The 15,528-nt window shown below is 40.9% G+C and carries 16 protein-coding genes; 7 read left to right on the top strand and 9 right to left on the bottom strand.

Translation table 11 applies throughout. From position 1 onward, the window contains the following. Nucleotides 1-105 precede the first annotated feature (105 nt). From R9C00_14125 to R9C00_14110, 4 genes are read right to left on the bottom strand one after another with little or no spacing between them, the layout of a single operon-like run. Nucleotides 106-648, bottom strand: coding sequence for a YceI family protein (locus tag R9C00_14125; protein ID WPO38593.1), 543 nt, complete (start codon nt 646-648; stop codon nt 106-108). A 5-nt stretch (nt 649-653) separates the two neighbouring features. Further along, nucleotides 654-1,544: a DUF5777 family beta-barrel protein gene (locus R9C00_14120; GenBank protein ID WPO38592.1), complete on the bottom strand. Its 891-nt coding sequence runs from the start codon at nt 1,542-1,544 to the stop codon at nt 654-656. Between the two features lie 20 nt (nt 1,545-1,564). Continuing rightward, entirely contained in the window at nt 1,565-1,939 is a 375-nt protein-coding gene (locus R9C00_14115; protein WPO38591.1) for a hypothetical protein, read from the bottom strand. Between the two features lie 55 nt (nt 1,940-1,994). Further along, nucleotides 1,995-2,645 (bottom strand): cytochrome c, encoded by a 651-nt coding sequence (locus R9C00_14110; protein ID WPO38590.1) that lies wholly within the window; start codon nt 2,643-2,645, stop codon nt 1,995-1,997. A gap of 340 nt (nt 2,646-2,985) precedes the next feature. On the opposite strand from R9C00_14110, the gene R9C00_14105 reads away from it, so the two are divergent. Further along, the gene (locus R9C00_14105; protein ID WPO38589.1) at nt 2,986-3,177 is read left to right on the top strand and encodes a hypothetical protein; all 192 of its coding nucleotides are present in this window, start codon (nt 2,986-2,988) and stop codon (nt 3,175-3,177) included. 54 nt (nt 3,178-3,231) lie between these two features. On the opposite strand, the gene R9C00_14100 is transcribed toward R9C00_14105, so the two are convergent. Next, on the bottom strand, nt 3,232-4,446 hold the full coding sequence (locus R9C00_14100; protein ID WPO38588.1) for a glycosyltransferase family 4 protein: 1,215 nt from the start codon (nt 4,444-4,446) through the stop codon (nt 3,232-3,234). A gap of 129 nt (nt 4,447-4,575) precedes the next feature. Then, on the bottom strand, nt 4,576-5,793 hold the full coding sequence (locus R9C00_14095) for an NADH-quinone oxidoreductase subunit D (protein WPO38587.1): 1,218 nt from the start codon (nt 5,791-5,793) through the stop codon (nt 4,576-4,578). A 384-nt stretch (nt 5,794-6,177) separates the two neighbouring features. On the opposite strand from R9C00_14095, the gene R9C00_14090 reads away from it, so the two are divergent. The 4 genes from R9C00_14090 to R9C00_14075 all read left to right on the top strand — a co-directional run bounded on the left by R9C00_14090 (nt 6,178) and on the right by R9C00_14075 (nt 10,717). Next, the gene (locus R9C00_14090) at nt 6,178-6,705 is read left to right on the top strand and encodes a hypothetical protein (GenBank protein ID WPO38586.1); all 528 of its coding nucleotides are present in this window, start codon (nt 6,178-6,180) and stop codon (nt 6,703-6,705) included. Nucleotides 6,706-6,781: 76 nt separating this feature from the next. Beyond that, nucleotides 6,782-7,936 carry a tetratricopeptide repeat protein gene (locus R9C00_14085; GenBank protein ID WPO38585.1) on the top strand — a complete coding sequence of 385 codons (1,155 nt, stop codon included), beginning with the start codon at nt 6,782-6,784 and terminating at the stop codon, nt 7,934-7,936. 153 nt (nt 7,937-8,089) lie between these two features. Further along, complete coding sequence (locus tag R9C00_14080) at nt 8,090-10,030, top strand: OmpA family protein (protein ID WPO38584.1); 1,941 nt, start codon at nt 8,090-8,092, stop codon at nt 10,028-10,030. Nucleotides 10,031-10,102: 72 nt separating this feature from the next. Continuing rightward, nucleotides 10,103-10,717, top strand: a complete 615-nt coding sequence (locus tag R9C00_14075; GenBank protein ID WPO38583.1) for a DUF3109 family protein — start codon at nt 10,103-10,105, stop codon at nt 10,715-10,717. Between the two features lie 20 nt (nt 10,718-10,737). On the opposite strand, the gene R9C00_14070 is transcribed toward R9C00_14075, so the two are convergent. From R9C00_14070 to greA, 3 genes are all read right to left on the bottom strand, one after another. After that, nucleotides 10,738-11,316 carry an ATP-binding protein gene (locus R9C00_14070; protein WPO38582.1) on the bottom strand — a complete coding sequence of 193 codons (579 nt, stop codon included), beginning with the start codon at nt 11,314-11,316 and terminating at the stop codon, nt 10,738-10,740. Next, a complete protein-coding gene (locus R9C00_14065) occupies nt 11,303-11,701 on the bottom strand; it encodes an HIT family protein (GenBank protein WPO38581.1) in 399 nt (132 codons plus the stop codon). Before R9C00_14065 ends, R9C00_14070 begins: the two co-directional genes overlap by 14 nt. A 128-nt stretch (nt 11,702-11,829) precedes the next feature. After that, nucleotides 11,830-12,303, bottom strand: a complete 474-nt coding sequence (gene greA, locus R9C00_14060) for a transcription elongation factor GreA (GenBank protein ID WPO38580.1) — start codon at nt 12,301-12,303, stop codon at nt 11,830-11,832. A 579-nt stretch (nt 12,304-12,882) separates the two neighbouring features. Between greA and R9C00_14055 the strand changes: the two genes are divergently transcribed. Next, on the top strand, nt 12,883-13,779 hold the full coding sequence (locus R9C00_14055; protein WPO38579.1) for a TIM barrel protein: 897 nt from the start codon (nt 12,883-12,885) through the stop codon (nt 13,777-13,779). Nucleotides 13,780-13,990: 211 nt separating this feature from the next. Further along, on the top strand, nt 13,991-15,400 hold the full coding sequence (locus tag R9C00_14050; protein ID WPO38578.1) for a GAF domain-containing protein: 1,410 nt from the start codon (nt 13,991-13,993) through the stop codon (nt 15,398-15,400). Nucleotides 15,401-15,528 lie beyond the last annotated feature (128 nt).

Below are 15,528 nucleotides of genomic sequence, written 5' to 3'. Positions count from 1 at the left end.
CAGGCTGAACAGAAGCTATGGAGACTTTCTTTCAAGAAGCCCTTGATTCTTGAGGGGAAATTTCCAAGACTCCGAAGGTAAAGAACGATTGAACTGGTATTCGTACTAAATCTCCACCAGTTCACTTTTGATCTTAACTTCAATTTCTTCTGCGATATTCATAAACACCACTTTAGGTATTTTGATTTTATGATCTTCAAGTTTTACAGTGAATTCGGAATAAATAGTAGCTTTCCCATCTTTCACTGTGAGGGTTACTGGAATGGTTCGTTCCATTGTCTTTCCATGGATGTCCAATTCTCCCATAGCCTCTAGCTTGTATTCTCCATCTTTTCCCAAGTCAACATCACCCGTAAAAGAACCTTTCAACACGCCTTTGGGGTATTTATCGCTCTCCATGTAGTTTTCATTGAAATGCTCTTGCATCAGCGACTTGTCAAACTCAAAGTCCTTGATAGGGACTGCCATCACAAATTTTTTCGTCTCAAAATCTATGATTCCACTTGTAGCCTTATTCATCGCAGCGATATCTTCCATAGGTGCAGAAGAGAAGAAGCTGACTTCTGAATTTGCCAACTTCATTTTTTCTTGGGCGTTTACTGTTAAACTACCTGTTAACAGTAATAGAATAAGAATATACTTTTTCATTTTATCTACTTTTTGAGTTGAAAATCACGAGTGATATTAAATCCTAAATGAACGCCACCATCTTCCCAGCGCTGGTTGGTTTCGGTAATAAATGCTCTGTCGAACATAGGAAGTGAATTACTTAGATGAATTTGGAATACATGACCGCCTGTTTCTATGTCAACTCCCACGGAAAATGAATCGTGGAAATTGGTATAAGAGGGAGGCTCCTCACTTGGCGGAACTCTGTAAATATATTCGGTAGTAAGCGCTACCCTGTTCGAAATTTTGAGCCTTCCGGCAAAGCCCAAGGCATAGGTTATATTTTGGTCATCAGTGGTCGCTACTAGGTTTTTATGGACAAGTGTTGGTGAGAAAAGCAAAGATGCTCTATCTGAAAACTTCCTGCCAATAATAAGCTGGTGAACGTACGACATCCTAGTGGAAAAAGCATACTCCCGAGTGGGGTCTTCGTTTCTCAATCCATTTATTGCCATATCGATATAATAGAGCAAGGATATTGGCATATTCACCTTCCCCGTTTGCTGTTTGAGCAAAGCAAATTTGGAAAAGAAATCGTACGTTTTCTCATACGTACTTCGTCCAAATCCTGCACTTATCCAGTCGTTAAAGCCATATTCAAAGCTCAGTCGGATAGTAGCCTGGTCCAAACCAAAAAGCTGGTATGCCCCTCCATTTACCGGCCCGAAACGGTGGGATATACGAAATTCTAAAGATCCGGGCGCTTTCAGTTCGGTACTTTGCATGTTGATCACATGGGTGGATTTGTACGCAGAAGTCACATAGTTTCTTCTAGCAGAATCTGCAGAAATTTCATTAAGTAAACTTTCGAGGTCATCTTGAGCAAATGTCAGCAGTGGTACAAATAAGCAGAGAGTTAGTATCAGTTTTTTCATCTTTCTTGGTTTATGTTCTTTTAATTATCCAGAGTTCCTTCACTTATCCACTGATCGATCGTCTTTATCTTACAATCCGAAAGCTTGGAGGCATTTCTTGGCATAGAAGCGGCAGGAGCTTCGTGGTTAATGCTTTTAGATAAAAAACCATTATCTGCAAAGACCTTCAGCCTAGCATACCCTTCCAACACGATATTTGCCCCATTGGAAGGGGCGTTTGCTGTGCTGTGGCAGGTATAGCAATGACTCACCATAATAGGGACAACATCTAAGGAATAGGAAACATCTTCGGCGTCGCAAGGATCGACAATTTCTTCTCCAAACAATTCTTCCTCGTTTTCAAAGGTGCAAGCCCAAGTTCCAAACAGGAAGAGGGCTAAAAGTATTTTTTTCATAGTTTTCTTCAGCTAGTTTAAATTATTGAACATTTTGATAATCAGTCAATGGGAGTTATTCTTTCAACCCATCTGCTTTCCAAAGCTTAATGGCATCAATATCATCTTGGGGAAGTTTTGACCTTCCCTGAGGCATAAAACCTCCTTCGCCTTGTTCTCTCTGGATTCTATCCAAAATGTTATCAACGTTGTTTTTTGCTGTCTGATAATCGATGAACTGAGGTTGTGAGCCAGTAGTATGGCAAGATGAACAGTTGTTTTCTATGATCGTTTTTACATTTGCAGCAAAAGTCACTTCAGCCCTGTCACTGATGACAATCGAAAAAGCATTCTCAAATTCGGCAGTCCCAACGGTGTTACTTACTGTAATTTTGAGGTCATAACTTCCCACTGCCAAGGTGTTTGCCACAGAAATCACGCCCTCATTATCAATAGTGACAGCCCCGCCGTTGTCGGGTTCTGAGCTTACTTTAAAAGTAAATGGAGAATTCCCTTTGAGCGTTGGCTCAACAGATGTTCCAGCCAAACCTTTCTGTAACTCTAATTGGTTTACAGAATAGACCAAATTTGAAGGCAACTCCTCTGTTGGGTCATCTCCAGCAGGACCGTCGTCGCTACAAGAGTTTAGTAAAATCAACGAACTAATTGATGCGATAAAAAAAGCTAGTTTAGCCTTTGATAGAAATGAGTAATGTTTGGGATTCATAATCGATAGGTTTATGTTAGGTTATATTTGGGTTAACACAGTTCTTTTTTCTTGTTCTAAAGCAATGAAAAAAAGATGTTGATATATATCTAACCAGAGTGCTTCTTTTGATAGAAGGTTTGAATTTGGTGGAAATAGGTTTGCCGTACACAGTACTCCTACATGAGCATTTTTCAATTGTACAAAACTAGTACTTAACACACCGCTTGTTTACTACAATTCCGCCAATTACTATAAACTTCCCGACAAACTCATGTTATAACCTATTAGACTATAACAAATCCGACATTTTCTTTTCTAAACAGGTACTATCCTCATCACTTAGTTTGATGTGAATTAGATGCTTTTTCTACACCTTCAATGGCATGCTGACGTTGAAGACGACCCACTGTTGGGTGGTTCGGTTATCCGGATATTTGTAAAAGGCATCCAGTCCATTTTTGATGAATTTGTGAAGGCTGGTACCATAAAAGATGATGCATTACGGTTGCAAACTCCTTGGGGCACAAATGAGTTTGGTTTTATGACTTGAATAATAATGCTGTTTTTATAGTAGAAGACCTATTGAAAAGAGATATTTATTTTTTTAAGCCAACACCTTTTCCTCTGGGCAGAGTACTTTCATTACTTGGAGAAGTTTTTGGATTTGGTCTTTCCTATCAAACATGTCGAGTGCCGCTTGGCGTCCATTTACTCCCATTTTTTCTCTTTTCTCAGCGGAATATTTCTGCATTTTCAAGATATTTCTCTTAAGCTCCTTAGGACTATCTGGTCGGGAAACCAATCCTGCTTCGGTGTTTTTAATGATGAGCGAGCCTTCTCCACAGCCGTTGAACATAATGGGCAGGCCTGCTGCCATAGCATCGTAGGTTTTAGAAGGAACGGTGCCGAAGACTTTCGTTTTTTGGGAGATTAGCGCAGCATCGTATTTTCCTAACAATTCTGGGATTTCGGGAATGGGTACGGAGTCGTGGATGAACACACCTCTGTCAGGATTTTTTTCCACAAACTCTAAAAGTTTCTGCTTTTCAAATCCATCTCCATATATATGGAACTCGGTGCCAAGCGCTTTGAAGTCTATTTTTTTACAAACCTTGAGGATTCCATGGGCTAGCCCTAGCACGCCTGCATAAATAATTTTCAGTGGCCGATCCTCTACCTCGTAATTTGATTTGGGCTCAAAGGTATCGCATTTTGCCCCTGTTCTGTAAATAAAGCAAGGGGTTTGGCAGCGTTTTCCTATATAATCGGCAATTTCTTGTGACTGTGCCATGCAGTAGTCTGCCGATTGGTACAAGGTTTTTTCTAGCTTGAGTAATAGTCTGTATGACCACCCTTTCTTGATTTTGCCCAATTGGTGAATGGCACCTGGCCATAGGTCAGATACATTTACGATGAATTTTGCACCTGTGATTTTAGATACTAAATAAGCGCTGAGCGGTAAAAGCACAGGAGGGTACTGCACAATGACTACATCAGGCTTTTTGCGTAGCATGTGTAAAAAGGAAAAAAATACACTAAGTGCAATGGATAGCATGTTTAGCAGCCGGAAGATTGCCTTATCGCTGTGAGAAGGAAAAATCCAGTGCCTTCTGACCGTAACCCCATGCATTTCTTCTTTAGAAAAGAATTTCCCACGATAGTCGGGGTGGGTTTTGCCCGTAGGGTAGTTGGGCATAGCGGTTATGACCTCCACATCGTACCCCGCAGCATGTAAGCCTTGGCACATATCATATATGCGAGAAGAGGCTGCGCCGATCTCGGGTGGGAAAAAACTGCTGAATACGCTAATTTTTGGCAAAGTGTTATTTGCTTTTTCGTCTATCTTTCTACTAAGAACACATTTTAACTATTAAACGTGCTCGTGTACTTCATCGTTGGTGCAAAGGTATCATCTTCGCCGATCATGGCTAAGAATCTTTGTTTTTTTTTACCTGTCAACCTCACCCATTACGATATCGAAAGAGCCTATGATGGCGACCATGTCGGAGAGCATAGTTCCTCGTGAGAGTTCTGTAAGTACCGAAAGGTTCACAAAACTGCAAGACCGTGCTTTCACTCGCCAAGGGATATCCTTGTTTTTTTGGGTTCGGAAAAAGAATCCAAGTTCACCTTTTGGTCCTTCGCCCCTGTGGTAGAAATCCCCTCCTTTTGCCCAAAGCTTTTTGGGGACGGCTGCTCTCGGGTCAAATTCCTTTGTCCTTTTTAGGTCGCCTTGGAGCCTTTCGAGGCATTGGTCTATGATGTTGAGGGATTCGTAAAGTTCCATTACTCGGACATAGGTTCTGTCCCAGCAATCGCCTTTTGTGCCCATTTCCCCTTTTCCTACCGGAACATCAAATTCTAGTTCGGGGTAGACAGAATAGGCATCTACTTTCCGAAGATCATATTTTAAGCCAGAGCCACGGAGCATTGGACCTGTTACCCCATAGTTTATTGCCATATCTAGGGGTAAAACGCCCACATTTGCAGTTCGCTCTATAAAAATCTTATTGTTGATGAGTACCTCTTTTAGCTCGTCCAATTTTGGGCGGAGGTAAGCAGAAAATTCACGGCAACGCTCTTCAAATTTTATGGGAAGGTCGTAATACAAACCGCCAATCCATATATAATTATAGAGCATCCGTGCCCCGCTAGCCCATTCGAGCAGGCGCAAAATGTGCTCCCTGTCACGCATAAGCCATAAAAATGGGGTTACTGCGCCTATGTCAATCCCATACGTGCCTACCGCCACAAAGTGGGATGCCAAGCGATTGAGTTCAGCTACCAGTACTCGGATATATTCTACACGCTTCGGAATTTTATCGGTAATACCCAACATTTTTTCCACGCCCATGGCGTAGATATGTTCCGAATTCATGGCTGCTACATAGTCCATTCGGTCTACATAAGGGATAGTTTGCTGGAAAGTAAGCGATTCGGCGTGTTTCTCGAAGCAGCGGTGCAAGTAACCCATGTGGGGAACTACATCAACTATGATCTCCCCATCGGTAAGTACTTCCAAGCGTAAAACACCGTGGGTAGAAGGGTGCTGTGGACCAAAATTCAACACCATCTCGTGGGATTCTATATTTCCTTCGGAGTAGAGGTTCGGTTCTGATTTGTGGAGATTGTCTTTCTCGAATATATATTGTATCTCTTTTTTCATGTTGATTTCTAGCTTTGACCAAATCCTAGAGGCATTCATTCAATAGCACCTTATGCTAGTTTTCAATAACTTGTTGGTTTCCAAAGCTAAGTCCTTTTTATAGAAAAAAACTACTGCTTAAAAATCAAATTTAAACTGTTTTTTTAAAGTTCGAATGATTAATCTTACATTTAATACTAAAGCAAGACTGGATTAGAATTTGGTAAGCGCATAATTGCGATCAAATTTTAAAATATTTAGGTTTTTGCCTAATGAAGTTTTGTTGGATAATGTTTGAAATTGGTTTTATTCTTCAATACCAGTCTTAAATAAAATCCGTTATCCTTACAATTTGTTTGATTAACCTATTTATTTAACCAACTAACCTTACACTTTTTATTTAATATGATGGAAGGCATTATTGATTTGCTCAAAATTACCATACCCGCTGCTATTGTGTTGTATGCGGCATATCTTATCGTAAAGTCATTTTTAGAGAAGCAACTGGAGACTATAGAAGCCAGTAGGAAGATCGATCTGATTAAAGAAACACTTAGCCTTAGGTTGCAGGCTTACGAACGAATTATTATCTTTTTGGAAAGAATATCACCTAACAATCTGATTGTAAGGTTGAACGATAATTCTTTCAATGTTTACCAGCTTCAGAATATTTTGGTGAAGGAAGTGAGGGAGGAATATAACCACAACCTTTCCCAGCAAATATACATGAGCGACGAGTCTTGGGATTTCGTAAGGAAGTCGATGGAGGAAGTAATAGCGACGATTAACAGCTCGGCACATGAACTTGATAAAGAAGCTCCTTCTATCGAACTGGCTAAGAAAGTTTTTGAAAATGTGTTGCAAAGTGAACAGGACGTAAATGCTGTTGCTGCCAAACATATCAAGAGCGAGGTAAGAAAGCTGTATTCGTAGCAAAAGTATTTATTGGTTAAAATAGATATAAATGGCAGCGGCTCATCCTTGTGGCGCTGCCAAAATCAATCATTACATGACAAAAAAAGTAGCTGTTTCCACTTTTCTCTGTGTACTGTTGATAATGCCTTTGGTGAGTTCGGCACAGACCGAAGACCAGATCATTTTTTTGAACCCCAAAACGGTGGTCTTCAAGGGCGATACCCTCAAAATAGCTGACCTTTCCCCCTCTCAAAAAGAAGAAGTTGAAGCCCAAAAGAAAGTAGTTGCTACAGAAGCTTACCAAGTGGCAGTTGCCCATCTTTCCAATGGTATCAACCGCTTGGCTCTTTCAGAGCTGAATAAGGCTGTGGCTTTGAACCCGGTTTATCCAGAAGCGTATTTGGTGCGTGGCTGCCTTTTGGCAGACCAAGGGCAAACGGCTAAAGCAAGAAACGATTTTGATAGGGCAATCGAGTTAAATACTACTTTACCAGGTGTTTATTTGGGCAGGGCTTTGCTTAGCTTTAATGCTGCGCAATGGCAACCAGCCATTGATGACCTTACCAAAGAAATCGGCAATGAGCAAAGAAAGCTCGATGCATTAGCGTACCGTTCCAAAGCGTATGCCCAAATAGGCGAGTTTGAAAAAGCGGTTGTCGATTTGGACAGCCTACTGCGCTACGATGCCGACAACTGGGAATTGATAGCCGAAAAGGGTGCTTATCTTTTGAAGGCTAACAAGATAGACGAAGCAAAGGCTTTTATCGATTTGGCTGTAGAAAAATCGAAGAATTCCCCTAAAGCACTTTTCCAAAAAGCATTGTTGTATTACGGACAAGGCGAGAGAGAAGAAGCCATCAAAGCTTTTCAACTTACCATCGAAAATGATTCTTCTCATTATCAAGCAGCGTATTTGTTGGGCAAATGCTATTTTGATAATTTGGAGTTTGAAAAAGCGATGGGAGCATTTGATAAAGCGATTGCCATAAACCCGAATTATGCCGAAGCTTACAATGGAAGGGCTTCTGTAAAATCCAAAAATGGAGATTTTGAAGGTGCGGTCCAAGATAGCGATCAAGCAATTAGTTTAGCGCCAAACATGGCGGAGGCATATTTGAACAGGGGAAATATTCGGGAAATGCTTCGGGATGAAGAAGGGGCTTGTGCCGACTGGCAAAAAGCGGTGGAAATGGGTATAGAACAAGCATCTCCTTATGTGAAGGAGAATTGCCAAGCTAAGAAAAAATAGTTTTTTGAAGGTCTTTCCATAGAATTTGGGTTTGAAATGAATAAATCTCATACATATATAGTCTCATTTTTTCTTTTGCTGTTAAGCTTTTCAGGAACCTTTGCGCAAGATGTTGCTTTTACCAAAGCAAACTTTCCAAAGAAAAAGAAGCAAATGAAAGATGCGTTGATGGCGATTAGGCGAGGGGATGAGTACATTGAATTTGAGAAAGCCTACTTGTGGGCTATAAAAGAATACGAAAAAGCCTATCGGTTCAATCCTAAAAATGCGGAGCTTAACCTAAAGATAGGTTTGGCTTATTTGGCTACTGAAGAAGTTCCCGATCAGAGCCCAGCTCTTACTTTTATTTCCCAAGCTGAAAGCCTCAAACCTGATATTGATAAAAAAATAACTTTCTACCATGGCAGGGCAGCGCATGTGAACGGGCAATGGGACTTGGCAATTGAAAAGTATAGCGAATATCTTGCAATAGCTAAAGAGGGAAAACTTGAAAAGGAATTAGCCAAAACTGAGAAACTGATAGAAGAATGCGGATATGGCAAAGAACTTTCTGCTTCTCCCATACGGACATTTATAGACAACCTAGGCAAAAATGTCAATACCAAAATGCCAGAGATGGGGGTGGTGGTAAACCCAGATGAAACGGTTCTTTATTTTACTTCTCGCCGCTATGAAACCACGGGGCGAGAACTGGATTTGGATGGGTACTTTTATGAGGATGTGTACGAAAGTAGGTTGGTGAGCGGAAAGTGGTCTCGGACAAGGAACTTGGGTAAGCCAGTGAACTCTAATGGTCATGATGCCGTGGTGGGAATCCTTCCAAAAAACAAGCAATTATTGCTTTATAAAGGTGGAGGGAATGGCGATTTGTACCTCACCACTTTTGTAGGCAAAGCTTGGTCGGAGCCTGCTAAGTTGCCGAATACGGTAAACAGCTCGCACCGAGAAACTTCGGGTTGCTTTTCTCCTGACGGTAATATTTTGTACTTCACCAGCGACCGCCCAGGAGGGCAAGGTGGCTTGGATATTTACATGAGCCGAAGGAATTCGAGAATGGGATGGGGCAAGCCTGTAAACCTCGGTAGCAAGATCAATTCTCCTTATGACGAAGAAGGAGTTACGATTTCCACTGATGGAAAAACGTTGTTTTTTAGTTCGAAAGGGCATAGCTCCGTGGGTGGTTATGATGTATTCGAGGCTGGGCTTGAAGGGAAGGAGTGGGGCGAGCCAGAAAACATAGGGCTACCGGTAAATACTCCACACGATGAATTGTATTTCAATATCATGCCTGACGGAAAGCGGGCGTATTACTCGGCCTACCGACCCGATACAAACGGGGAAAAGGATTTGTATATGGTTACCTTTTTGGGACCTGAAAAGCCTATGTTGCTCACGGGCTTGCCTAAATCGGAAGCGTTGCCTCAGTATAGCCTGACCTCGACGTTGGTCTTGCCCTATGCAAAAGAGCTTTCGGCAAAGCTGACTATTTTTAAAGGACGGATTTTAGCGGCGGAGACGAAAACCCCTTTGAAAGCTGCGGTGGAATTGTCGGACAATGAGCAAGGGAAATTGATTGCCCGCCTTTACAGCGATTCTACTTCAGGCGAGTTCGCCGTGACCATTCCTGCAGGGATTAACTACGGTATTACGGTAAAGTCTCCAGGGTATCTGTTCCATTCGGAAAACTTCCAGATTCCTGCCAATATTGAGCAGGAGTCCATAGAAAAGGATATTTTGCTAGGAGGGGTCACTTCTGGGAGTAAAATTGTCCTCAACAATATTTTCTTCGATACAGATAAGTCTTCTCTCAGAAGCTCATCCCTTTCTGAGCTGGAAAACATTGTGAAAATATTGGAGGAAAACCCAAAAATCCGAGTGGAGATTTCTGGACATACCGATAATGTAGGCAATGAAGCCTATAACCAGACCCTATCCGAAGACCGGGCCAAGTCCGTGGTGGATTGGTTGGTGGGCAAAGGAGTGGATGCTTCCCGCTTGGAATTTGTAGGCTATGGCCTGCGCGCTCCCATTGCCGATAACAGTACTGAAGAAGGCAGGCAAAAAAATAGGAGAACTGAATTTAAGATTCTCTAGTATTTTAAACCTGTTCTTGATCAAGCTCTCGTTTCTTCTTCCTACTTTTGTGGCTTAATCTAAATAATAAACATGATTGTAATAGGCGATACGGTCATCAGCGATGACATTGCAGAAAACTATTTTGTGTGCAACCTAGCAAAATGCAAGGGCGCATGTTGCGTGGAAGGAGATTTGGGCGCTCCGCTCAACGACGATGAACTGGAAGTGATGGAGGAAATCCAAGAAGTGGTAAAACCTTACCTTTCGGAAGAGGGGAAAAGGGAAATTGAGAAGCAAGGAGCGTATATAAAAGATTGGGAAGGTGATTTCTCAACTCCGACTATAAATGATAAAGAATGTGCTTACGCTATTTATGATGAGAAAGGTTCGTTGAAATGTGGGATTGAACAAGCGTATTTTGATGGGAAAATCAGTTACAGAAAGCCGATTTCTTGCCACTTGTATCCTGCACGTATCACGAAATACGATAAATACGATGCTATCAACTACGATCGCTGGTCTATTTGTAGCGATGCATGCTCGTACGGAGAAGAGCTTGAAGTTCCATTATACGAGTTCCTAAAAGTGCCATTTGTCCGCAAGTATGGCGAAGATTGGTACAACTCTTTGGTGGACGAAATAGAAACGAGAATTGCCAATGATATTGGTCCTATAAATAAAGATGAAGAGCGACCTGCTGAATAAATTTCAGCAGGCTCTTGTTCCTACCCCTCCATTATTTTTTTTACCTCTTCAGCTATTTTTTCAAAGCGTTGCTGCAAATCTCCACTTACCAAGGTGTAAGTGATGTCCCGCTTTTCCAGTTCATTTTTCATGATCTGGAACATGGCTTCACGCGACTCAGGGCTTTCCCGCTGCGGGTCGGCTTCCCAAGGTATATCAATGTCCATTAAGAAATATTGGTCATATTCCCAGGTCTCTAAGGCTTGGTCTATCCAGCTAGCAGAAGTACCATAAATACTTTCCGAATAGATTTTGTGTTCTAGTAAATTGGTATCGTAAAAGACCACCCTGCCCGCATTAGCAAAGGACGATTTTTCAGTAGCCAATTGCCCAAGGGCTATCGGTTGGAGGTCGTACTCGGTAAGCAGTTCGTTCATGCTCTTTTCAGGGCTTATTTCCATGAGTATTTCCAAATACCCTCTCACAAATTCTGGATTCCAGACTGTATTGAAATGGGCGGCAAGTTTTTCTGCCAAAATAGTTTTGCCAGTAGATTCAGGACCAAACAGTACTATTTTTAAAGGTGAATTAAAATGTTTGTGTTGTTTAGAGCTGAACATTTTCTGATATTTTAGCTGCCAATTCGGCGAATTGCTCTTGTGTGAACTCGAGCTTTGGTTTATTAAAATTGATATCGTTCATCGAATTTAGCGGAATAAGATGAACGTGGGCGTGAGGCACCTCTAAGCCAACTACCGATACGCCAATGCGTTGGCAAGGGACAACTTTCTCTATTGCCAACCCTACTTTCTTAGAAAACACATGTAGGTTTGCCAAGGTTTCGTCGCCCAAGTCAAAAATATAATCTACTTCCTTTTTAGGAACAACAAGTGTGTGCCCTTTGGCAAGAGGGAAGATGTCTAGAAAAGCAAAGAAGTCATTGTTTTCGGCAACTTTGTGGGAGGGAATTTCCCCATTAATGATTTTGGTGAATATACTAGCCATGGTATTTTAGGTTAGGATTAGATGATACTGACAAATGTAAAAAAATAATGGAGGGAAGGTAGGGGAATTTGAAAAAGGCTGGGGTTTGTCACAAAAAAACCCCGTTGAGAAACGGGGCAGCAAATTAATTAAGCTCTTGAAATCTCGACGACTTCAAATTTGACTATACCACTGGGGACTTTGATATCGGCAACATCACCAACAGATTTTCCAAGTAGACCTTCGCCAATAGGTGAGTTTACAGAAATTTTTCCTTCCTTGAGGTTGGCTTCTTTTTCGGCTACCAAAGTGTAGGCCATGGTCATGTTATTTGCCTTGTTCTTGATCTTTACTTTTGAAAGAATAGACACCTTGGAAGTATCGATTTTAGATTCGTCCAAGATTCTTGCATTTGACAATAGCTCACCCATTTTGGCAATCTTCATCTCCAACATGCCTTGAGCATCTTTGGCCGCATCGTACTCTGCGTTTTCACTCAAATCCCCTTTGTCTCGAGCTTCTGCAATCTCCTTAGAAATAGCAGCTCTGCCTTTGGTCTTCATCTCATGAAGCTCTGCTTTCAATTTCTCGTATCCTTCTTTTGTATAATAGGTATATGCCATAGTATTAAAATTTTGTAAGCGATTTCGCTTTAATTAAAACTGTATTATTAAATTAAAACAAGCCCACACTTAGTGAAATGCCAGTTGTTTTTTATGCTGATAAATAAAAAATAACGGCTCTACCAAGATGATAGCCGTTACTTAGAACCCTTGTTCTTAGACTAAAATACTAATTTTTTTCTATTCTTACTCATTTTTCACAGATATCAATATCACTGTTTTTTATCCGATTAATTTTATCGAATAAAAAGCTTTGCTACTGAAAAATCTGTAATTTTAGCTGACAAGCATCTGCCACAAGAAGCTTCTCAAAAATAGAGAAACTGTAAATGGTTATTTTTGTTTTTGCCCAAAACTAAGCACCTTGGTTGTTAGCCTTCAAGACTCAACAAAGATTTTTTAACTAAGATAAGGAGCTGGTGTCTAGAAACAAAAAAAAGCCATAAATGGCTCATGAGTTCTTTAATAGTTGCTTGTGAGAAAACGAAGTGTGCAAAGCTAATAATAAATCGACTACCGCCAAATATTACGTTAAGTAATCGTGATTTTTGAGCAATAAACCTTGTTTTTTAAAATAAAATGAAAATGATTTCAAAAAAAATGACGAGAAAGCAAGCCCTAAAGGGAATAGCCGCCAGCGGAGCAGCTGTGGCTTTGTCTCCAGCGGCTGCTTTTGCCAGCAATGATCCAGCGAATGATTCCTCGCTCAAATTGAAAGGGAATATCAAGCATTCGGTAAGCAGGTGGTGCTACAATAAAATCCCTTTGGAAGAGCTATGCGAAGCAGCCAAAGATATGGGCATCGAATCGGTTGAGTTGCTGGGCGAAGAGGAGTGGGCTATTCCTCAAAAATATGGACTGACCGTGGCGATGGCCAACAGTGGTTCATACGGGATACCCAAGGGTTTCAACAATCCTGAGTACCATGGAAAGCTTTTGAAAGATTACCAGCATGTGATTCCCAAAGCGGCAGATGCTGGTCTGAAAAATGTAATTTGCTTTTCGGGGAATAGGGATGGAATGAGCAACGAGGTTGGGCTAGAAAATGCTGCGAGGGGCTTAGACCCAGTGGTAAAGCTGGCTCAGAAACATGGCATCACCATCCAGATGGAATTGTTGAACAGCAAAGTGAACCATCCCGATCAGATGTGCGACAATACTCCTTGGGGCGCAAAACTTTGTGAAAAGCTTGGTTCTGAAAACTTTAAATTGCTGTATGATATCTATCATATGCAAATTATGGAAGGAGACGTGATTCGCACTATTCAAGAAAACCACCAGTACTTTGGGCATTACCACACGGGAGGTGTGCCAGGCAGAAATGAGATAGATGAGACCCAAGAGTTGTATTATCCGGCCATTATGAAAGCTATATTGGCAACTGGTTATAAAGGGTTTGTAGGACAAGAATTTATTCCAAAAAGTGAAAAACCGCTTGATTCTCTTAAAGCTTCAATTAAGATTTGCGATGTATGATAAGTTAATAGACGTTAGCTTGAATAAATGCAATTTTAAAAAGGGTCAAAAGCTACTGTAGTTTTTGACCCTTTTTACTTTTTCCTTTTAATAAAGTTGCCTATTTAGGTTTTATGGTCTTTTTTGTTGAATTTGATATGAAATAATACCATGAATGTGGATGTGGCGTTTGGATAAAAAACACTATTTAATCACAAAATTGACTTTAGGAATGCTGAAGAAGCTATTGAATTATGGGGTTGATAATACAACTGTTAGCCATGTGAAAGAGAGGGTTAGACTAACTAATTTAATGATTATTTGCTTTACCCCAATGACATTATTTTACATCGGTTTTAGCCAGTTTTATTTTCCCGAGATTAGCTGGATTTATTGGGGGACGTTAGTTTTTTCAGTGTTTGCCATTTGGGTGAATGGCAAAGGATGGGATTTGCTTTCAAGTTTTTTGTTGAGCATCATGCCAGCATCCGCAGTTTTCTTGGTTCAGATAACCACGGTAGCTCCTGGTGGTTCGGTCAATCCGTATCTACAAGTTGCATCTATTGGTTTTTGGGTAATGCCATGGCTGGTTTTTTCTTTTAGAGAAAAATGGTTGTTGGCGGCTTCGGTCACCTATTGTATTGTCACTTTGGCGGTAGCCCAACCGCTGGCAGCTTATTTTTATATAGAGGCAGATTATACAATGGTATACTCCCAGCTATTTAGTATGATACTGCTCGTTTCAGGAGGGAGTGCTCTTACAATTGGGATGTTTTTATTCCAGCTTGCGGTAACAAAACTCAACAAAGAAAAGGATCTGATGTTCGAGAGTATGAAAAAGCGGGAAGTAGAACTAAGCAATTCAGAATTGGAATTGAAAGAATATATAAGCAAGCAAGAAGAATATAAAAAGGAAGAAGAAAAACAACAATGGGTGTCGGTTGGACTATCTCAAATAAATGAAGTATTAAGAAACAACAATGAGGAGTTGGCCAAGCTGAGCGATGTTGTAATTAAGCAATTGGTAAAATACCTTGATGCAAACCAAGGAGGTTTGTTTATTAGTAATGGGAAAGATGGCGATGGTGAGGTGCTTGAACTCCAGACTTGCTATGCATATGAGAGGAAAAAATATTTGCAGAAGGAAATTCTCCCTGGAGAAGGATTGGTAGGGCAATGCTTTATAGAGAAAGAACCAATTTACATGACGGAAATACCTGAAGATTATATGGAAATTACTTCAGGTTTGGGTAAGTCGACACCTAAGAACATCATAATTGTACCTCTTATTTACAACGAGAGGGTAGTGGGCGTGATCGAGTTGGCTTCTTTTAATGTAATGGAAGAGTATAAGCTGCTTTTTGTAGAAAAGGTTGCGGAGGGAATTGCCAGCGTAGTTTCGAATGCGAGGGTAAACGAAAAGACCAAGATGCTTTTGGAAGACACCCAACAGCAAGCTGAAGAGCTAAGGACTAGGGAGGAGGAAATGCGCCAGAATATGGAAGAATTGCAAGCTACCCAAGAGGCAATGCAAAGAAAGCAGCAAGAACTTGAAGAAATGAAGTTGGCTTTTGAGAAAAAAACAGAAGCGTTGGAAACTGAAAGAGATGAGCTTTTAAAGAAGTTAGAGCAAAGTGAATAGTTACTAGTGACGATTTAAGGAAGTCCCTGTGTTAGCCAAAAAACAAAAGAGGCGATAACTTTTCTTGCTTAGAAAGCTGTAATGGTTAAGTTTGTTTAATATGAGAAACTACCTGTTTGTTTTGTTGG

This window comes from Flammeovirgaceae bacterium SG7u.111, from assembly GCA_034044135.1.
Lineage (GTDB): Bacteria > Bacteroidota > Bacteroidia > Cytophagales > Flammeovirgaceae.
The sequence above is the reverse complement of the archived record's forward strand: the minus strand, read 5'-3'. Positions and strand labels throughout refer to the sequence as shown.